Source organism: Thalassospira sp., from assembly GCF_048059015.1.
Lineage (GTDB): Bacteria > Pseudomonadota > Alphaproteobacteria > Rhodospirillales > Thalassospiraceae > Thalassospira.
Genome location: NZ_JBLLNT010000013.1, coordinates 109694 through 125403, shown reverse-complemented (window position 1 = coordinate 125403; position 15710 = coordinate 109694). Strand labels below are relative to the sequence as shown.

General features: G+C 52.1%; 15 protein-coding genes. 11 read left to right on the top strand and 4 right to left on the bottom strand.

All coding sequences use genetic code 11. The features are described from left to right. Positions 1-68: 68 nt before the first annotated feature. From ACMZ66_RS17300 to ACMZ66_RS17270, 7 genes are all read left to right on the top strand, one after another. Positions 69-947, top strand: a complete 879-nt coding sequence (locus tag ACMZ66_RS17300; protein ID WP_416939038.1) for an ABC transporter permease subunit — start codon at positions 69-71, stop codon at positions 945-947. Positions 948-956: 9 nt separating this feature from the next. After that, a complete protein-coding gene (gene ugpE, locus ACMZ66_RS17295) occupies positions 957-1811 on the top strand; it encodes a sn-glycerol-3-phosphate ABC transporter permease UgpE (RefSeq protein ID WP_416939036.1) in 855 nt (284 codons plus the stop codon). Positions 1812-1870: 59 nt separating this feature from the next. Continuing rightward, complete coding sequence (locus tag ACMZ66_RS17290) at positions 1871-2941, top strand: sn-glycerol-3-phosphate import ATP-binding protein UgpC (RefSeq protein ID WP_416939034.1); 1071 nt, start codon at positions 1871-1873, stop codon at positions 2939-2941. Between the two features lie 144 nt (positions 2942-3085). Then, positions 3086-3559 (top strand): GAF domain-containing protein, encoded by a 474-nt coding sequence (locus tag ACMZ66_RS17285; RefSeq protein WP_416939032.1) that lies wholly within the window; start codon positions 3086-3088, stop codon positions 3557-3559. A 60-nt stretch (positions 3560-3619) separates the two neighbouring features. Then, positions 3620-4144, top strand: a complete 525-nt coding sequence (gene ssb / locus ACMZ66_RS17280; RefSeq protein ID WP_416939030.1) for a single-stranded DNA-binding protein — start codon at positions 3620-3622, stop codon at positions 4142-4144. 124 nt (positions 4145-4268) lie between these two features. Then, on the top strand, positions 4269-5141 hold the full coding sequence (locus tag ACMZ66_RS17275) for a hypothetical protein (protein WP_416939028.1): 873 nt from the start codon (positions 4269-4271) through the stop codon (positions 5139-5141). A gap of 64 nt (positions 5142-5205) precedes the next feature. Further along, positions 5206-5634 (top strand): NUDIX hydrolase, encoded by a 429-nt coding sequence (locus tag ACMZ66_RS17270; protein ID WP_416939026.1) that lies wholly within the window; start codon positions 5206-5208, stop codon positions 5632-5634. A 12-nt stretch (positions 5635-5646) separates the two neighbouring features. Here the strand turns inward: ACMZ66_RS17270 and ACMZ66_RS17265 are convergent, their stop codons facing one another. Beyond that, positions 5647-6156: a YchJ family protein gene (locus tag ACMZ66_RS17265; protein WP_416939024.1), complete on the bottom strand. Its 510-nt coding sequence runs from the start codon at positions 6154-6156 to the stop codon at positions 5647-5649. A 628-nt stretch (positions 6157-6784) separates the two neighbouring features. On the opposite strand from ACMZ66_RS17265, the gene rpoH reads away from it, so the two are divergent. Next, on the top strand, positions 6785-7654 hold the full coding sequence (gene rpoH / locus ACMZ66_RS17260; RefSeq protein WP_416939022.1) for an RNA polymerase sigma factor RpoH: 870 nt from the start codon (positions 6785-6787) through the stop codon (positions 7652-7654). Between the two features lie 70 nt (positions 7655-7724). Here the strand turns inward: rpoH and ACMZ66_RS17255 are convergent, their stop codons facing one another. Then, complete coding sequence (locus tag ACMZ66_RS17255; protein ID WP_416939020.1) at positions 7725-8177, bottom strand: NUDIX hydrolase; 453 nt, start codon at positions 8175-8177, stop codon at positions 7725-7727. After that, complete coding sequence (locus tag ACMZ66_RS17250; RefSeq protein WP_416939018.1) at positions 8164-8433, bottom strand: hypothetical protein; 270 nt, start codon at positions 8431-8433, stop codon at positions 8164-8166. The genes ACMZ66_RS17255 and ACMZ66_RS17250 overlap by 14 nt, the downstream gene beginning before the upstream one ends. A gap of 201 nt (positions 8434-8634) precedes the next feature. On the opposite strand from ACMZ66_RS17250, the gene ACMZ66_RS17245 reads away from it, so the two are divergent. Further along, the gene (locus ACMZ66_RS17245) at positions 8635-9501 is read left to right on the top strand and encodes a DUF502 domain-containing protein (RefSeq protein WP_416939016.1); all 867 of its coding nucleotides are present in this window, start codon (positions 8635-8637) and stop codon (positions 9499-9501) included. Positions 9502-9573: 72 nt separating this feature from the next. Here ACMZ66_RS17245 and recG read toward each other — a convergent pair whose 3' ends face one another. Next, a complete protein-coding gene (recG, locus tag ACMZ66_RS17240; protein WP_416939014.1) occupies positions 9574-11661 on the bottom strand; it encodes an ATP-dependent DNA helicase RecG in 2088 nt (695 codons plus the stop codon). Between the two features lie 224 nt (positions 11662-11885). Between recG and ACMZ66_RS17235 the strand changes: the two genes are divergently transcribed. Next, positions 11886-12158 carry a succinate dehydrogenase assembly factor 2 gene (locus ACMZ66_RS17235; RefSeq protein WP_416939012.1) on the top strand — a complete coding sequence of 91 codons (273 nt, stop codon included), beginning with the start codon at positions 11886-11888 and terminating at the stop codon, positions 12156-12158. A 7-nt stretch (positions 12159-12165) separates the two neighbouring features. Beyond that, positions 12166-15663, top strand: coding sequence for a transcription-repair coupling factor (mfd, locus tag ACMZ66_RS17230; protein WP_416939010.1), 3498 nt, complete (start codon positions 12166-12168; stop codon positions 15661-15663). The last annotated feature ends 47 nt before the right edge of the window (positions 15664-15710 follow it).

Genomic DNA, 15710 nt, shown 5'->3' with positions numbered 1-15710 from the left:
ATGCGGGGCGGCCCTTGTTGGTCGCCCTGTTTTGCATTTTTCGGACTTGCTTTAAGGTGGCGTAGGCGATGAAGCGCGTACAATTTGAACATAGCGCGGTGCCATATCTTTTTATTGCACCCCAAATTTTGATTATTTCCATATTTTTCCTGTGGCCTGCAGCCCAGGCTCTATACCAGTCTTTCCTGCTTGAAGATGCATTTGGCCTGTCTTCGCAGTTTGTCTGGTTCCGTAATTTCGAAGATGTGCTGTCCAGCTCATCTTGGACGCGGTCGGCTATCTTTACCGTCGTGTTTTCGGTACTGGTTTCGGTCCTTTCCATCGCAATTTCACTGTTCCTTGCAGTACGTGCTGATGAAGTGATCCGGGGTGCCAAATCCTACAAAACCCTTCTGATGTGGGGATATGCCATCGCACCGCCTGTGGCGGGCCTTCTGGGTAACATGATGTTTAACCCGCTGATGGGGGATCTTTATAAGGTCTTCAACAATTTCGGGTTCGAGTTCAATCACATTGAAAACGCCAATGACGCGGCATTCGTCGTGATCCTGATTGCCGTATGGAAACAGGTTAGCGTGAACTTCATCTTCTTCCTGTCTGGCCTTCAGGGCATTCCCAAAGCGGTTCAGGAAGCAGCCACACTTGATTGTAAAAGTGCTGAACGCCGTTTCTGGACGATTACATTCCCGCTTCTGGCTCCGACGACCTTCTTCCTTCTTGTGATCAACCTGACATACGCCTTCTTTGAAACCTTTGGCATCATCGATGTGTCGACCAAAGGTGCGCCGGGCGGCTCGACCGCGACGCTCGTTTACAAGGTTTATGTTGATGGCTTCCTTGGTGCGGATATGGGCGGAAGTGCTGCCCAGTCAGTTCTTCTGATGATCATGGTCAGCGTTTTGACCGTGTTCCAGTTCCGCTTCATCGAACGCAAAGTTCATTACTAGGGGGCCGTCATGTATCAGTCGAAATGGCGTATCTTTACCAACCACACAATTCTGATCCTGGGCGCGCTCTTTATGATCATGCCGGTCTGGATTGCGTTTGCATCATCCACGCATACCCGTGAATTCATCTTCCAGAACGGTTTGCAGTTCTGGCCAGGTGACGCGTTCTTTAGCAACTATGGTGCGATCCTGTTTGATCCGGACGCGACAAAGGGCAGGGTGACCGCCCTTGAAATGCTGTTTAACAGTATGGTGCTGGGCCTTGGTTTTGCGATCGGCAAGGTCATCATTTCCATGATGGCGGCCTATGCGATTGTCTATTTCCGCTTCAAACTTGCGACACCTTTGTTCTGGGTGGTGTTCTCAACCCTTCTGCTGCCACTCGAAGTTCGCATCGTACCGTCTTACGAAGTGGTCGCAGATCTTGGCTTGCTGAACACCTATACCGGCCTGATCCTGCCTTTGATTGCATCGGCAACGGGGACATTCTTCTTCCGTCAGTTCTATCGCTCTGTGCCGGACGAATTGCTTGAAGCTGCACGCCTTGATGGCGCGGGACCAATCCGGTTCTTCATCGATATTCTCGTGCCGCTATCGGTCACCATGATCGCTGCGATCTTTATCATCATGTTTGTTGTCGGTTGGAACCAGTATCTCTGGCCGCTTCTGATGACGACCGATGATCAGCTTTACACGATCGTGATTGGTATTAAGCAGGTCTATAACTCGCTTTATGAAGGCGGGCAAATTCCGCAATTCCCCAAGGCATTCGCACTGACGATCATGGCAACCATCCCACCGGTTCTGGTGGTGGTGATCTTCCAGCGCATGTTCGTCAAGGGACTGGTCGAGACAGAGAAATAATCTCTGTCTCCCGCATCCCTTTGAATTGAAAACAACTGATCCGCATACAGGATACCAAAATGGCAACTGTTACTCTTAATCAGGCCGAAAAAACCTACCCGAACGGCTACAAAGCCATTCACGGCATTGATCTGAAAATTCAGGATGGTGAGTTCACTGTTCTGGTTGGTCCGTCGGGCTGTGGTAAATCGACGCTGCTGCGCATGATCGCCGGTCTTGAAGGCATTTCGAGCGGTGAAATCAGCATTGATGATCGCGTCGTCAACAAGGTCGCACCAGCTGACCGCGATATCGCCATGGTGTTTCAGAACTATGCGCTTTATCCGCATATGAACAACTACGACAACATGGCATATGGCCTTCGCAATCGCGGCCATAGCAAAGCGGAAATTGACAGCAAAGTCCGCGAAGCCGCGCGTATTCTTCAACTTGAAGAACTTCTAGAACGCAAACCGCGCCAGCTTTCTGGCGGTCAGCGCCAGCGCGTTGCCATGGGCCGCGCGATTGTGCGTCAGCCGAAAGTTTTCCTGTTTGATGAGCCGCTTTCAAACCTTGATGCCAAGCTTCGCGTTGATATGCGACTTGAGATCAAGAACCTGCAGCAACGTCTTGGCGTCACATCAGTTTATGTTACCCACGATCAGGTCGAAGCCATGACCTTGGCTGATCGTTTGATTGTCATGAATGGTGGTGTTGCCGAACAGATCGGAAGCCCGATTGACGTCTATGAAAAGCCGGCCACCAAGTTTGTCGCTGGCTTCATCGGCTCACCCGCCATGAATTTCCTGAGCGGCCGCGTTTCCGAGGACCGCAAACATGTCACGGTGGGTGACGGTGTGATGCTGGATCTAGATCATGATGTTGAAGGTGGGCGCGAAGTCACCGTTGGTATCCGCCCGGAACATCTTTCGCTGGTGGCGGATGGTGGCGGCAAGATCAATGCGGGGGTTCGCATGGTTAAGTCGCTTGGTGCCGAGACGCTTGTTTACCTTAATTTCGGTGCAAGTGCGGATAACGTGACGCTTCGCCTCCAGGGAACCCATCAGTTTGCCAAGGACCACAAACTAAGCCTTTCGGTCCCGGCTGACAAAATTCACCTGTTTGATCACGTAAGTGGTGCGCGGATCTAAATCCCGTCAAAACAGGCCAAACATTGCGCCTTCGGCGGTTCATGACCGCCGGAGGTGTTTTGTTTTTGGCATTCGGCGAATTTACCCTTGTCTCGAATGCGTCGAACGGGGTAGTTCGTATCCTCAAAGAGTGAGGAGAATATCGTGCAGGCAGAATTGAAAAAATCCCTGTATGCGGACGCCGAAAAAGAGCTGATCAGCATCACTGAAGGGGAAACCAACGTCACCGCATTGATGGCGACTGTGGCCTGTATCCTGTCAGAGAAGTTTGACTATTACTTCTGGACCGGCTTTTATGTTGTTGATCCGGAAAAAGAAAACGAACTGGTCGTTGGTCCGTATCAGGGAACGCTTGGCTGCCTTCGCATTCCGTTTGGTCGCGGCGTATGTGGCACAGCCGCAGCAACGCGCGAAACCCAACTGGTTGCCGATGTTCACGCTTTTCCGGGTCATATTGCCTGTGACAGCCGTTCGAACTCAGAAATCGTGGTTCCGGTCATCAATGGCGATGGAAAACTGCTTGCAGTGCTCGACGTTGATAGTGTCGAATATGGCTCATTCGATGAAACGGATCGCGTTTCACTTGAAACTTTAATGCAGCGCCTTTTTGCGCAATGATAATTCACAAGCCCTGATCCATTCGGGGCCGCGGACAACACAAACTTTGGAAGATAACCCATGGCTGGCAGTGTCAATAAAGTCATTCTCGTCGGGAACCTCGGGCGCGATCCTGAAATCCGGTTTACACAGGCAGGCAAAAAGATTGCCAATTTCAGCATCGCGACCTCCGAACAGTGGCGTGACCGTCAGTCTGGTGAGCGCCGCGAGCGTACCGAATGGCACCGCATCGTCGTTTTCAACGAAGGTCTGGCAGATGTCGTCGAGCGTTTCGTGAAAAAAGGCAGCAAACTTTACATCGAAGGTCAGCTCCGCACCCGTAAATGGCAAGGCCAGGACGGTAAAGACAACTACACCACTGAAGTCGTACTTGAAGGTTTCAACTCCAACCTGACCATGCTTGATAACCGCGGTGAAGGCGGCGGTATGGGTGGCGGCTCTTCTTCCGGCGGCGGCTATGGCGGCGGTTCGGACAATGGCGGCTACGGTGGCGGTTCGGACGCTGGTTGGGGTAATGGTGGTTCTTCTGGTGGTGGCTCGGCGCCGTCTGGTGCCCCGGACCTTGATGACGAAATCCCGTTCTAAGCTTCTGCTTGGAACACGAAATTGCAAAACACCCCGAAACGCATCTTGTTTTGGGGTGTTTTCACATTCAGCGTAGAGTGCGAATGAGATCACGCATTCCGCCGTTTAAGAGCATCATTGTGCCATGACCGCATCAAAACCACTGACACTTGAATTCATCACATCAAAGGCTGAGGAAGAACAAATTGCCTCGCCGAATTTCAAGCAGGTAAAACTGACCAAGAAATTCCTGATGCCAAAGGTCAAGGAACTTGAAGCAGATATGCTGGCATTGCGCGCGGCCTTTGATCAGGGTTTTGATATATCGACCAACAAATACGGCAAAACATACCCAGAAGGCTTCTGTCAGGAAATTACTCTTGGCGTTAAGGAGCTTCTTGAGAAGCAGCTGCCACAGGCAAAAACGCCCGGATTAATGGCGCTGCGTGACTTCATTGCGCAAGGCGGACTTGCCAAGCGCATTTGGGGCAATCTGCGCCATCAGTATTTTCAAAACGCGTTTCAGTTCGGCAATCTTTATGTCGATGTCGCCAATGACACAGTGACCATTACCAAGCCAAAGGTGGAAATCCTGCCGCTTGCCAAGGCGCGAATGTTTCCAATCAACGAATATGATGGCTATGCGGATGTGGCAGAAAAGTACTGGAAGGGCCAAGTATATCCCAACCGCATTCTGCCGGACCTTGCTGTGATGTTTCCGCTGTTTCTGATTACACCCAATGGCAAGGTTGCCTTGCATGCGAACTATCAGACGATCTTGTATCGAAACATGCAGTTTGATTTTGCCTTGGCTGAGAAGTTCCTGATGCGTAGCAAGCGTCGGGATATGCAACTACCAAAGCAGCATTTGGAACGGCTTGTGAATGAGTTTGGGGCGCGATCCGAGCCGATTGATGACGCTGAACTGAAACAATATTTTGACAGTGCGCGGGGCAGCGCATTACGGTTCGATTCAACAAGATGCCAAGCACTTCTCGATCGCGCTATCGCATTATAAACAAACGCATTAACTGCACCAAACGGGAAACGGACTTCACTTTGGAAAGGCAAGGATAGCCCTATTGGTTGGCCCGATATTTGGTACCCCGCGTATGGGGCAACATTATAACGTTCAGGATTGTTCTTATGCCGTCATCAAAAACGATGCGGGTGAGGTTGCAGTTGCGCGCACGCCAAAGGGCGTTGTGTTGCTGGGCGGCGGGGTTGAACCCGGCGAAAGTGAACAAGATGCCCTCCATCGCGAGGCATATGAAAAGTCCGGCTGCCGTATCAAGATCTTGTCGCGGCTCGGCTTTGCGTCCCAATATGTTAATAACGCCGCCAAAGGCCGTTATCGCCTGAAACGCGGAACTTTCTTTGAGTGCGCTTTAACCGAGCGGTTGGGCCCGCCCGTTGAAGATGATCATGAATTGGTCTGGATGCCGTTCGACGAGGCCCATGATAGCCTGATCAGACCATTCCATCGTTGGGCGCTTGAGCTCATCCGTTAAGGCATTAATCCCTTAACCACAGCATTTCTTGTATTTCTTGCCCGAACCGCACGGGCAGGGATCATTACGTCCTGCTTTGACAGCACTTGGCTCCGCATTGATCTTGGGCGTTTGGGTTTCCGGGAATACACCATCGACATAGAACCACTTTCCATCTCGACGTTCGAAATTGGATCGCTCGTGCAGGGAGTGGTTTTGTCCGTTCTCGGTAAAGTGCGCGATGAATTCCACTTTGCCTGACCAATCAAGAATGCCGCCCGCAACCCGGTCGATGATTTCAAGCCCGGTCCAGTTCGTTTCATCCCGCGCGATACTGTCGCCATCAAACCCGTTGCGTTTTTCTTCTGCCAAAGTCGCTGTCAGATATTCACCGTTTCTAAGGACAAAGGCGCTATAGCGCGACCGCATCAGTTTCTCGGCCGTTTCAGCATGTGCCAGCCCGGAATGATATTTGCCGCAGCAATCGGCATAGGTCGCGTTACTGTCACAAGGGCAGGGTGATTTTGCGGCTAAAATTGACATTTCTCGTTCCGTGGCATGGGCGATTGGTGCGATGCTCGCAACCTATCGCAAGACGCGAATGGATGCCAGATCGGTTCTCTTGGCGTTTACCCATCGGTTACCCGTTGGCGCGGTATATGACCAGAAGTCACTGGAAAGGTCGATTTCGGCGAGGTTGCCTTTGTTTCGCCTTATATCGATTTTACCGTGAATTATTGGCGTTTTAATACCTGACTGCATTTGTGGGTCTTGTTTTCTAAAACGCTGATATTGGTTGATTAATATAACTGAAACCTTGGTCAGAAGTTCTTGACGAATTTGGTCGGGTTTAGATATATTAAGAAATGCGGGTGGGGGCCCAAAGGCACCGCCGGATCAACGTCCGGCCAATTGGCGGACATGTAAATTGTCGATTTGCTTCATGTAAGGATGAGACACCATGAATGAACTTCTTATTAGCGTCTGCTGTCCTCTTCCATAGGTGACTATGGAATGAACTTGCGACCGGACCTAACAGATCTCCAGATAATATTTCCGGTCGTCCACGTGAATTAATTCACAACCGACAGTGTTTGCGCGTCATCTAACCTATGATGATTTACGTATCTATTAAAGATACTGACGCGTGAACCTCTCAGGAGGACATAGAATGAGCGCCATTAAATTACCAGCCGTTCCCCAGGATGAGGGTTTCTCGGGCTATCTGCGTGAAGTTTGGAAGTTTCCAATGCTCACCGCGGATGAAGAATACATGCTGGCACACCGTTATCAGGACCATGACGATACGGCTGCTGCCCACAAACTTGTCACCAGTCACTTGCGCCTTGTTGCCAAGATTGCGTTTGGCTATCGCGGCTATGGCCTGCCGATGGCTGATCTTGTTGCCGAGGGCAATACAGGCCTGATGCGTGCCGTACAGAAGTTTGACCCGGAACGCGGTTTCCGTCTGTCGACTTATGCGATGTGGTGGATCCGTGCTGCTGTTACGGAATACATCCTTCAGAGTTGGTCGATGGTGAAACTTGGCACCATGGCAGCCCAGAAGAAGCTGTTCTTCAGCCTGCGTAAGGCAAAGCGTCAGCTCAACATCTATGACAATGGTGAATTGTCACCTGATGAAGCTGATCAGGTTGCTGAAAAGCTTGGTGTTACTTGCCGTGAAGCGCTTGAAATGAACCGTCGCCTTGCGGCGCGCGATTTCTCGCTCAACACGCCGATGCCAAAAGACGAGGGGATGGAATATCTCGATACCTTGTCGTCTGATGCACCAAGCCCGGAAGCATTGGTTGCCGATGCAGAAGAGCGTGTTCTTCATAACGGTATGCTGAAAAATGCACTGGGTGAGCTTCCTGAACGTGAACAGGAAATCATCAAGGCCCGTTTCCTGAGCGACGATCCGATCACGCTTGAAAAACTGGGCGAGCGTTTCGGTGTTAGCCGCGAACGTGTTCGTCAGCTTGAAGCACGTGCTTTCAAGAAGATACAGGAAAGCGTTTTGCTCCAGCACGCTGAAGCGTAATGCTGAGCTACAGACATCAAAAAGGCGGCACCATATGGTTGCCGCCTTTTTTGTTTTTTAGCATTATCAATTAGCTACGAGATAAAACATCACGTGATTTGGCAATGACTTCGATGGTTTTGTTCCATAATCCGTAACTCGGTAAATCCTTAACATCGACCCACTTTGCATCTGCTGCGTCACCTCCAGCAGTAATTTTGGATGACTGCGCGACAGCCGCGAAATCAATCAATGTATAGTGGTACTTGATCTTTCCGTTCTTTACGGGGGATATCAGATCAACTGTATCCACCAAGATCGGATTGGAAATTTCAACGCCGGTTTCTTCATGCACTTCGCGGCAAACGGCGTCACGAATGGTTTCTCCAAGTTCCTGCGCGCCACCGGGAATGCTCCAGCTACCAATATTAGGCTCTTTGCCGCGTTGAATTAGCAGAACCTTTTCGTTATGCCAGACGACTGCGCCGACACCAATAAGTGGACGGGTTTGGAATGCCCGATCGTCGACCTTAGTAGTCGTCATCTTCGTCTTCCAAATCATCGTCAGGATCAGGGACTTCGTGAACGACCTTGCCGGTCATTTCACGGGCACGGATACCCGGTGTGCCAAGGAACTGTTCTTCGGATTCCGGGTGCAATGACATTACAAAATCTTTGGCAGGCGCATCGCCAAGGGCAAACTGGCGTGCTGTTTCATAGTCGGGGGCGCGAACCTTGGCGGTTTTGATCCCGACCGAGCCTTCGTCATCATAGATATATTCGACTATCCAGACCTGCAAAACGTCTCCACAACGGTTCTATTTTTGTAATTGCGGTTTGTTGGTTGCGCCGCAAACTTGAATACTGCTATCACTTCAATGAACGGGGAAATCCCCGATCCGATGTCGCAGCATTGCCATATTCTTACTTACAAATAGCAAAAGCCAAAGGCTAATCTTGAGTATTGGCATTCAGACGCGGCTCTTCAGCACAGGTGATCAATGAACGCCAAGCGCGACGACAGCAATGATACGGAAAATCAGGGTTCCGATCACGTAATTCCAAGTCCGGGTATGTTCGCCCGCATGCGGGCCTATTTCCTGACCGGTGTACTTGTCAGTGCGCCGCTTGCAATCACCTTTGGACTGGCCTGGTGGTTTATCGAGTTTGTCGATAGCAAGGTCATCCCGCTGATCCCTGCGCATTACAATCCGGAAAACTATCTGCCTATCGGCTACGAAGATTACGGCATTCCGGGCTTTGGCCTTTTGGTGGTTCTGGTCTTCATCACCGTCGTTGGTTGGTTCACCACCAACTTTGCCGGACGTGCGCTGATCAAGCTTTACGAGCGCATTCTGGGTCGCATTCCGGCCGTACGCAGCATCTATAGTGCTGTTAAACAGATCCTTGAAACTGTTCTGGCAAACCAGTCCAACGCGTTTCGTCAGGCCGTTTTGTTGGAATATCCACGTCGTGGCATGTGGGCGATTGGCTTTATCACTGGTGAAACCAAGGGTGAGGTGCAACACCTTACCGAAGACACAGTGATCAACATCTTCCTGCCAACAACGCCAAACCCGACATCTGGTTTCCTTTTGTTCGTGCCGCGTCGTGACATTGTCATTCTTGATATGACTGTTGAAGAAGCCATCAAGATGGTCATGTCAGGCGGCATTGTGACGCCACCAGATCGTCGTCCAGCCGAAGAACAAAGCGTGCCGAAGGTGGCAGCCAAGACATACGAGAATGTCGACGTCCTGCGGGAAAAGGAAAATGTTCCAATTCTGGTTTCACGCGATCTCTCGGCCAAGATTGACCCGGATGCGGGGCCCAAAGAACAGGATGGTAAAACCCGAGAAGATGCATAGTCCTTAAGGACTGGCCACCGGGTAAAACCCCAAACGAAAAGGGCGCTTCAAACGAGGCGCCCTTTGTCATTGTTAACCAGACCGGAAATACCGGACCGCTTCATCACGCTCAAAAAGATACAGCAGTAAACGTAATGCTTCCCCGCGCTTCTTCTGAAGGTCCGGATCAATTTCAACGATCAGACGGGCATCATCACGGGCGATCGCCAGCAAATCACCATGCAACTCCAAATTGGCTAGCCGATATTCCTGCAATCCGCTTTGGCGCGTACCCAGAACTTCACCGGCACCACGAAGTTTCAAGTCCTCCTCGGCGATGATGAAGCCATCCTCGGTCTCGCGCATGATTTTGAGGCGCGCCTTAGAAACCTGACCAAGCGGACTGCCATAGAGCAGCAAGCAGGTCGACGCCGCGTTACCACGCCCGATCCTACCGCGCAGCTGGTGAAGCTGCGCCAGTCCAAAGCGTTCGGAATGCTCAATAACCATGATGGTTGCTTCCGGGACGTTTACCCCGACTTCAATCACAGTGGTGGCAACCAGAATGGATGTGTCGCCATGGGCAAATCGCTCCATGACTTCATCCTTTTCCTTGCCCTTCATCTTGCCATGGACAAGGCCGACGCGGGCTTCACCAAATAGATCGACCAGAATGCGATAGCGTTCTTCGGCTGCTTGCAGGTCCAGAACTTCGGAATCCTCAACAAGCGGGCAGACCCAATAAATCTTGGTGCCGGTTTTGATCGCACGACCAATGCCGGAAATGACGTCATCGACCTTATCAATCGGAAGGACACGCGTATCGACGGGTTTGCGTCCCGGCGGCTTTTCATCAAGCCGGGAGACTTCCATATCACCAAACGCCGTGAGGGTAAGGGTCCGCGGGATTGGCGTTGCCGTCATGACCAGAACATCGACAGCCTGACCTTTGCCCGCCAGCATAAGACGCTGATGCACGCCAAAACGGTGTTGCTCATCAACCACAGCAAATGCGAGGTCCTTAAAGACCACATCATCCTGAAACAGGGCGTGCGTACCAACCGCAATCTGAACGTCACCATTGGTAAAGCCTTCAAGTGATGCCTTGCGCGCCTTTCCTTTGTCGCGGCCTGTCAGGATCGCGCAGGTAATGCCGATTTTCTCAAGAAGTGGGCCGATCGTTTCAAAATGCTGACGTGCAAGGATTTCGGTTGGCGCCATCAGGGCCGCCTGACGCCCGCATTCAACCGCATTCAGCATCGCCATCAAGGCAACAACGGTTTTGCCTGAACCCACATCGCCCTGCAGCAATCTCAGCATCCGGCCTTCACTGGCCATATCGGCATAAATATCGGTTAGGGCGCGTTGCTGCGCACCAGTCATGGCAAAGGGCAGGTGATTGGCCAATGCATCGCGCAATTTGCCGTCGCCCTTGGTCACCCGGCCACCAAGCTTGCGCATCTTTGCGCGGATCAGGGCGAGGGCCAACTGATTGGCAAGCAACTCGTCATAGGCCAGTCGTTTGCGTGCCGGATGGTCCGGCGAAAGGTCGGCTTCGTCTTGCGGGTTATGAATGGTGTGAAGGGCAGCTTTAAGGTCTGGCCATTTGTGGCGCGAAACCAACGCCGGATCATGCCATTCGGGAAGTTCCGGCAATGTTGCAAGGGCCGCGCGCGCAGCCTTCGTCAGCGTTTTACCCGTAACACCCGCCGACATCGGATAAACCGGTTCAACCGTTTGAATTTCGTTGCGTTCGGCTTCTGTCCCGATGCGGTCGGGATGGGTGATCTGATATTCACCGCGATAATGATCAATCTTGCCCGAGACAATGCGTTTCTCGCCAATCGGCAGAACCTCATTAAGGTATTTGGCGCGAGCATTAAAGAAGGCCAGAACAAGCGTTCCGCTCAGCGTTTTGCATATCACCCGATAGGGACGTCTGCGGTTTGGGGATGGATCATGGCGCTCGACCCACACATCCATCGTCACAACCGAACCATCGATGGTTTCTGCCAGGGGCGGTGATAAACGCCGATCGATGATCCCGGATGGCAGATGCCACAGCAGGTCCGCCACATGCTCTCCACCAATCAACCGCACCACAAGCGGCTTCAGCCGTGGGCCGATGCCGGGCAGGGTGTCGATTTCAGCAAAAAGCGGGAACAGAATTTCCGGACGCATGACGGTTTTCGTTGAAACTTTCGATGAGAACGTTAATAGAACAATTGCGTTTATGGCACGGGTATACAACAAAATTATCCTGCCACAACCACCAAGTCATCAATTGATGCAAAAAGCCCGATCACAGCATGGACCCCGGCACCGTTTTGCCGTACAAACCATGCCACAGAATTGCTTGCTACAGCCCGAAAACGGGCGCGGCAGAAGAAGCCAGGAGATCGACTATGACTGAGAACGTTTCGGAACTGGAAATGCGGCGCAAGAAGCTGCTGTTCCGTGGCAGCCATCGTGGCACCAAGGAAAACGATATCCTGATGGGGCGCTTCATGGATAAGCATCTCGCGACGCTCAGTGAAGAACAGCTTGATCGGTTTGAAACCCTGATCAATGAAGTGCCCGATGCGGACTTCTTCAAATGGGCGACAGGCAAGGAACAAGCCCCCGAGCAGTATGACACCGATGTACTGCATATGATTCAGGACCTGAGCAACGCCTGATAAAGCATTGAGAAAAATAAAAGAAATCATATCGACCAAAGGTCGTAAACGTGTTGGTGGTGTGCCAGAAGGTGTAGATGCCCTGATCCTGCGCGAGTTGTTGGAGACTGCGGGCAAGAACCAGACGGTTCTGCATATCGCACGCGATGACAAACGCATGTCGCAGCTGGCAGAAGCACTCAGCTTCTTTGCTGGTGAGGTGGAGGTTCTGACACTTCCGGCATGGGACTGCCTGCCATATGACCGCGTATCGCCGATATCCGAAGTCACCGCACGCCGGGTTGAAACCCTGACGACACTGGCCGAAGGCGATGTTCCCACCAACGGCCATGGCCGAATTGTCCTGACCACTGCGGCGGCCGCCATTCAGCGTGTTCCGTGCGTTGATGTCATGCGCAAGGGCAAATTGGCGTTCAAGGCTGGTGAAGAATATGACCGGGCTGCGCTGACGGCATATTTTGAACGGATGGGCTATAACCGCGCCGAGCAGGTTATGGAGCCGGGCGACTATGCGGTGCGCGGTGATATTGTCGATATCTTTGCGCCGGGCATGAAAGAACCGGTGCGTCTTGATTTCTTTGGTGACGAGATCGAAAGCATCCGTCGCTTTGACGTCGAAAGTCAGCGCACGGTTGGCAAGGTCAAGGAAATTGCCCTTCTGCCGGTCGGGGAAGTGTATCTCGATCCCGACAGCATTTCCCGATTCCGAAGCAATTATCGTGAACTGTTTGGCGCGGTATCACAGACTGATCCGCTTTATAAATCCATCTCTAACGGCCTGAAATATGGCGGCATGGAACATTGGCTGCCACTGTTCCATGACGGGCTTGATACGATCTTTGCCTATGTGCCCGACACCATTGTCACGCTTGATTATCAATATGGCGAAGTCATCGAAAACCGTCTTGAGATGATAGATGACTATTATCAGGCACGCCTGAACATCAAGGGCGGCGGGCTTTCCGGTGATAACGTCTATAAGCCGGTTCCGACCGAACGGCTCTATCTTGATCAGGCGGAATTTGACCGGTTGTTGTCTGATCGTGTCGTTCTTGAATATTCGCCGTACTACGACGATGAAAATCCGGAGCGCGGCATCTTTGATCTGGGTGCACGGGCAGGGCGTGATTTTGGTGATGTGCGTGCACGTGCTGATACCAACCTTTATGACGAATTACGTGATTTCATCACGACCCAGCGCGGCAAGGAAAATCAGGTTGTCATCGCAGCCTATTCCGACGGTTCGCGCGATCGCATGGTATCGCTTTTGCGCGAACACGGTGTCGGCAAGGTTGTTACTTGTGAATGCTGGGAAGACATCACCGATGATCTGACCCACGAGCATGTAGCGGTCGTGATCCTTGATATCGAACGTGGTTTCCGTCGCGAAGGTCTGTGGTTCGTTACCGAGCAGGACGTCCTTGGCGATCGCATGAGCCGTCCGGGCGGACGCCGTCGCAAGGCCGATAACTTCCTGCGCGAAGCATCCGAAATTTCCGAAGGTGATCTCGTCGTTCATCTTGAACATGGTATCGGCCGCTATCTTGGCCTGAAAACCGTGACGGCCGGTGGCGCGCCGCATGATTGCCTCGAGCTTGAATATGATGGCGGCGACAAGCTATTTGTCCCGGTCGAAAACATTGAAGTTCTGTCGCGCTATGGCTCGGACGAAGGGATTTCGATCCTTGATAAGCTGGGTGGCGTTGCCTGGCAGGCCCGTAAGGCTAAGTTGCGCGAACGCATCCGTGACATGGCCGGCAAGCTGATCAAGGTCGCGGCCGAACGCCATCTGCGCAAAGGGGCCACGCTTCAGGCACCTGAAGGCAGTTATGACGAATTCTGTGCTGGCTTCCCGTTTGCCGAGACGGAAGATCAGGCACGTGCCATCCGTGATACGCTTGATGATCTTGCAGCGGGCAAGCCGATGGACCGTCTGGTTTGTGGTGATGTCGGCTTTGGCAAGACCGAGGTTGCCATGCGCGCAGCCTTTGCTGCCGTCATGTCGGGTAAACAGGTTGCCGTTGTTGCACCGACCACACTTTTGTGTCGTCAGCATTATCTGAACTTCAAGGAACGCTTTGACGGATTGCCGGTGCGCGTTGAACAGCTTTCACGTCTTGTGACCGGCAAAAACGCCAAGCTGGTCAAGGACAACCTAGATAGCGGTCATGTCGATATCGTTTGCGGTACCCATGCGTTGCTGGGCAATGGTGTTCACTTCAAGGACCTTGGTCTTCTGATCATTGACGAAGAACAGCATTTCGGCGTGAAGCACAAAGAACGCCTGAAGGAACTGAAATCAGACGTCCATGTCCTGACGCTGACGGCAACGCCGATCCCACGAACGCTTCAGCTCGCCCTGACCGGGGTCAAGGAACTGTCGATCATTGCCACACCGCCGGTCGACCGTCTGGCTGTGCGGACATATATCACGCCCTATGATCCTGTTGTGGTACGCGAAGCGATCCTGCGTGAACGTCATCGTGGTGGTCAGATTTTCTATGTCTGTCCGCGCGTCAATGAATTGGGCCGTGTTGCCAAGGAACTTGAGAGCCTTGTGCCTGAAATCAAGTTTGATGTTGCCCATGGTCAAATGGGTGCACGTGATCTTGAACAGGTTATGACGGACTTTACCGATCGGAAGTTTGATTTGTTACTGGCCACCAACATTATTAAATCCGGTATTGATGTGCCCAACGCCAATACCATGATCATTCATCGCGCCGACATGTTTGGTTTGGCCCAACTTTATCAGCTGCGCGGTCGTATTGGTCGTTCCAAGCAACGTGCTTATGCCTATCTGACTTTGCCAAACGGCAAGAAGCTGACAGCAACGGCACTTAAGCGTCTGGAGGTCATGCAGACCCTTGATAGTCTGGGTGCCGGTTTCAATTTGGCAAGTCACGATCTTGATATTCGCGGCGCAGGGAACCTGCTTGGTGAAGAACAATCAGGTCACATCAAAGAAGTCGGGATCGAACTTTATCAGCAGATGATCGAAGAAGCCGTGGCTGAGGCCAAAGGCGAGATTGATGCATCTGAAGAAGCAAGTTTCGTCCCGCAGATCAATATCGGCATGCCAGTTCTGATCCCGGATCGCTATGTGCCGGATCTTGGTGTTCGTTTGGGTCTGTATCGTCGCATTTCCGAGCTGCGCTCACGCGAAGAGGTGGATCAATTCGCAGCCGAGATGATCGACCGGTTTGGCAAGCTACCCAAGGAAGTCGAGAACCTTCTGGATGTCGTAACCATCAAGCAATGGTGCCGTGTGGCCAATATCGAGAAACTCGATGCCGGACCGAAGGGTGCGCTTATTACGTTGCGTAATAACGAATTCCCGAACCCGGCAGGCCTGATCGGCTTTATCCAACAGCAGGTTGGTGTCGCGCGTCTGCGACCGGATCACAAAATTGTTTATGCCGCTGGATGGGATGGCCCCACGGACCGTCTTGAAGGTCTGAAACGCCTAATGAAGCGGCTTTCGGATATCGCAGTCAAAACATAAAGAAAAGGCGGGTAACAGTTTGTTATCCCGCCTTTTTAAATTCTTGA

What these genes read in the sequence shown, in the direction of transcription:
- ACMZ66_RS17300 (WP_416939038.1), top strand. Translation starts at nt 69, where the DNA reads ATGAAGCGCGTACAATTTGAACATAGCGCGGTGCCATATCTTTTTATT.
- ugpE (WP_416939036.1), top strand. Translation starts at nt 957, where the DNA reads ATGTATCAGTCGAAATGGCGTATCTTTACCAACCACACAATTCTGATC.
- ACMZ66_RS17290 (WP_416939034.1), top strand. Translation starts at nt 1,871, where the DNA reads ATGGCAACTGTTACTCTTAATCAGGCCGAAAAAACCTACCCGAACGGC.
- ssb (WP_416939030.1), top strand. Translation starts at nt 3,620, where the DNA reads ATGGCTGGCAGTGTCAATAAAGTCATTCTCGTCGGGAACCTCGGGCGC.
- ACMZ66_RS17275 (WP_416939028.1), top strand. Translation starts at nt 4,269, where the DNA reads ATGACCGCATCAAAACCACTGACACTTGAATTCATCACATCAAAGGCT.
- ACMZ66_RS17265 (WP_416939024.1), bottom strand. Translation starts at nt 6,156, where the DNA reads ATGTCAATTTTAGCCGCAAAATCACCCTGCCCTTGTGACAGTAACGCG.
- rpoH (WP_416939022.1), top strand. Translation starts at nt 6,785, where the DNA reads ATGAGCGCCATTAAATTACCAGCCGTTCCCCAGGATGAGGGTTTCTCG.
- ACMZ66_RS17255 (WP_416939020.1), bottom strand. Translation starts at nt 8,177, where the DNA reads ATGACGACTACTAAGGTCGACGATCGGGCATTCCAAACCCGTCCACTT.
- ACMZ66_RS17245 (WP_416939016.1), top strand. Translation starts at nt 8,635, where the DNA reads ATGAACGCCAAGCGCGACGACAGCAATGATACGGAAAATCAGGGTTCC.
- recG (WP_416939014.1), bottom strand. Translation starts at nt 11,661, where the DNA reads ATGCGTCCGGAAATTCTGTTCCCGCTTTTTGCTGAAATCGACACCCTG.
- ACMZ66_RS17235 (WP_416939012.1), top strand. Translation starts at nt 11,886, where the DNA reads ATGACTGAGAACGTTTCGGAACTGGAAATGCGGCGCAAGAAGCTGCTG.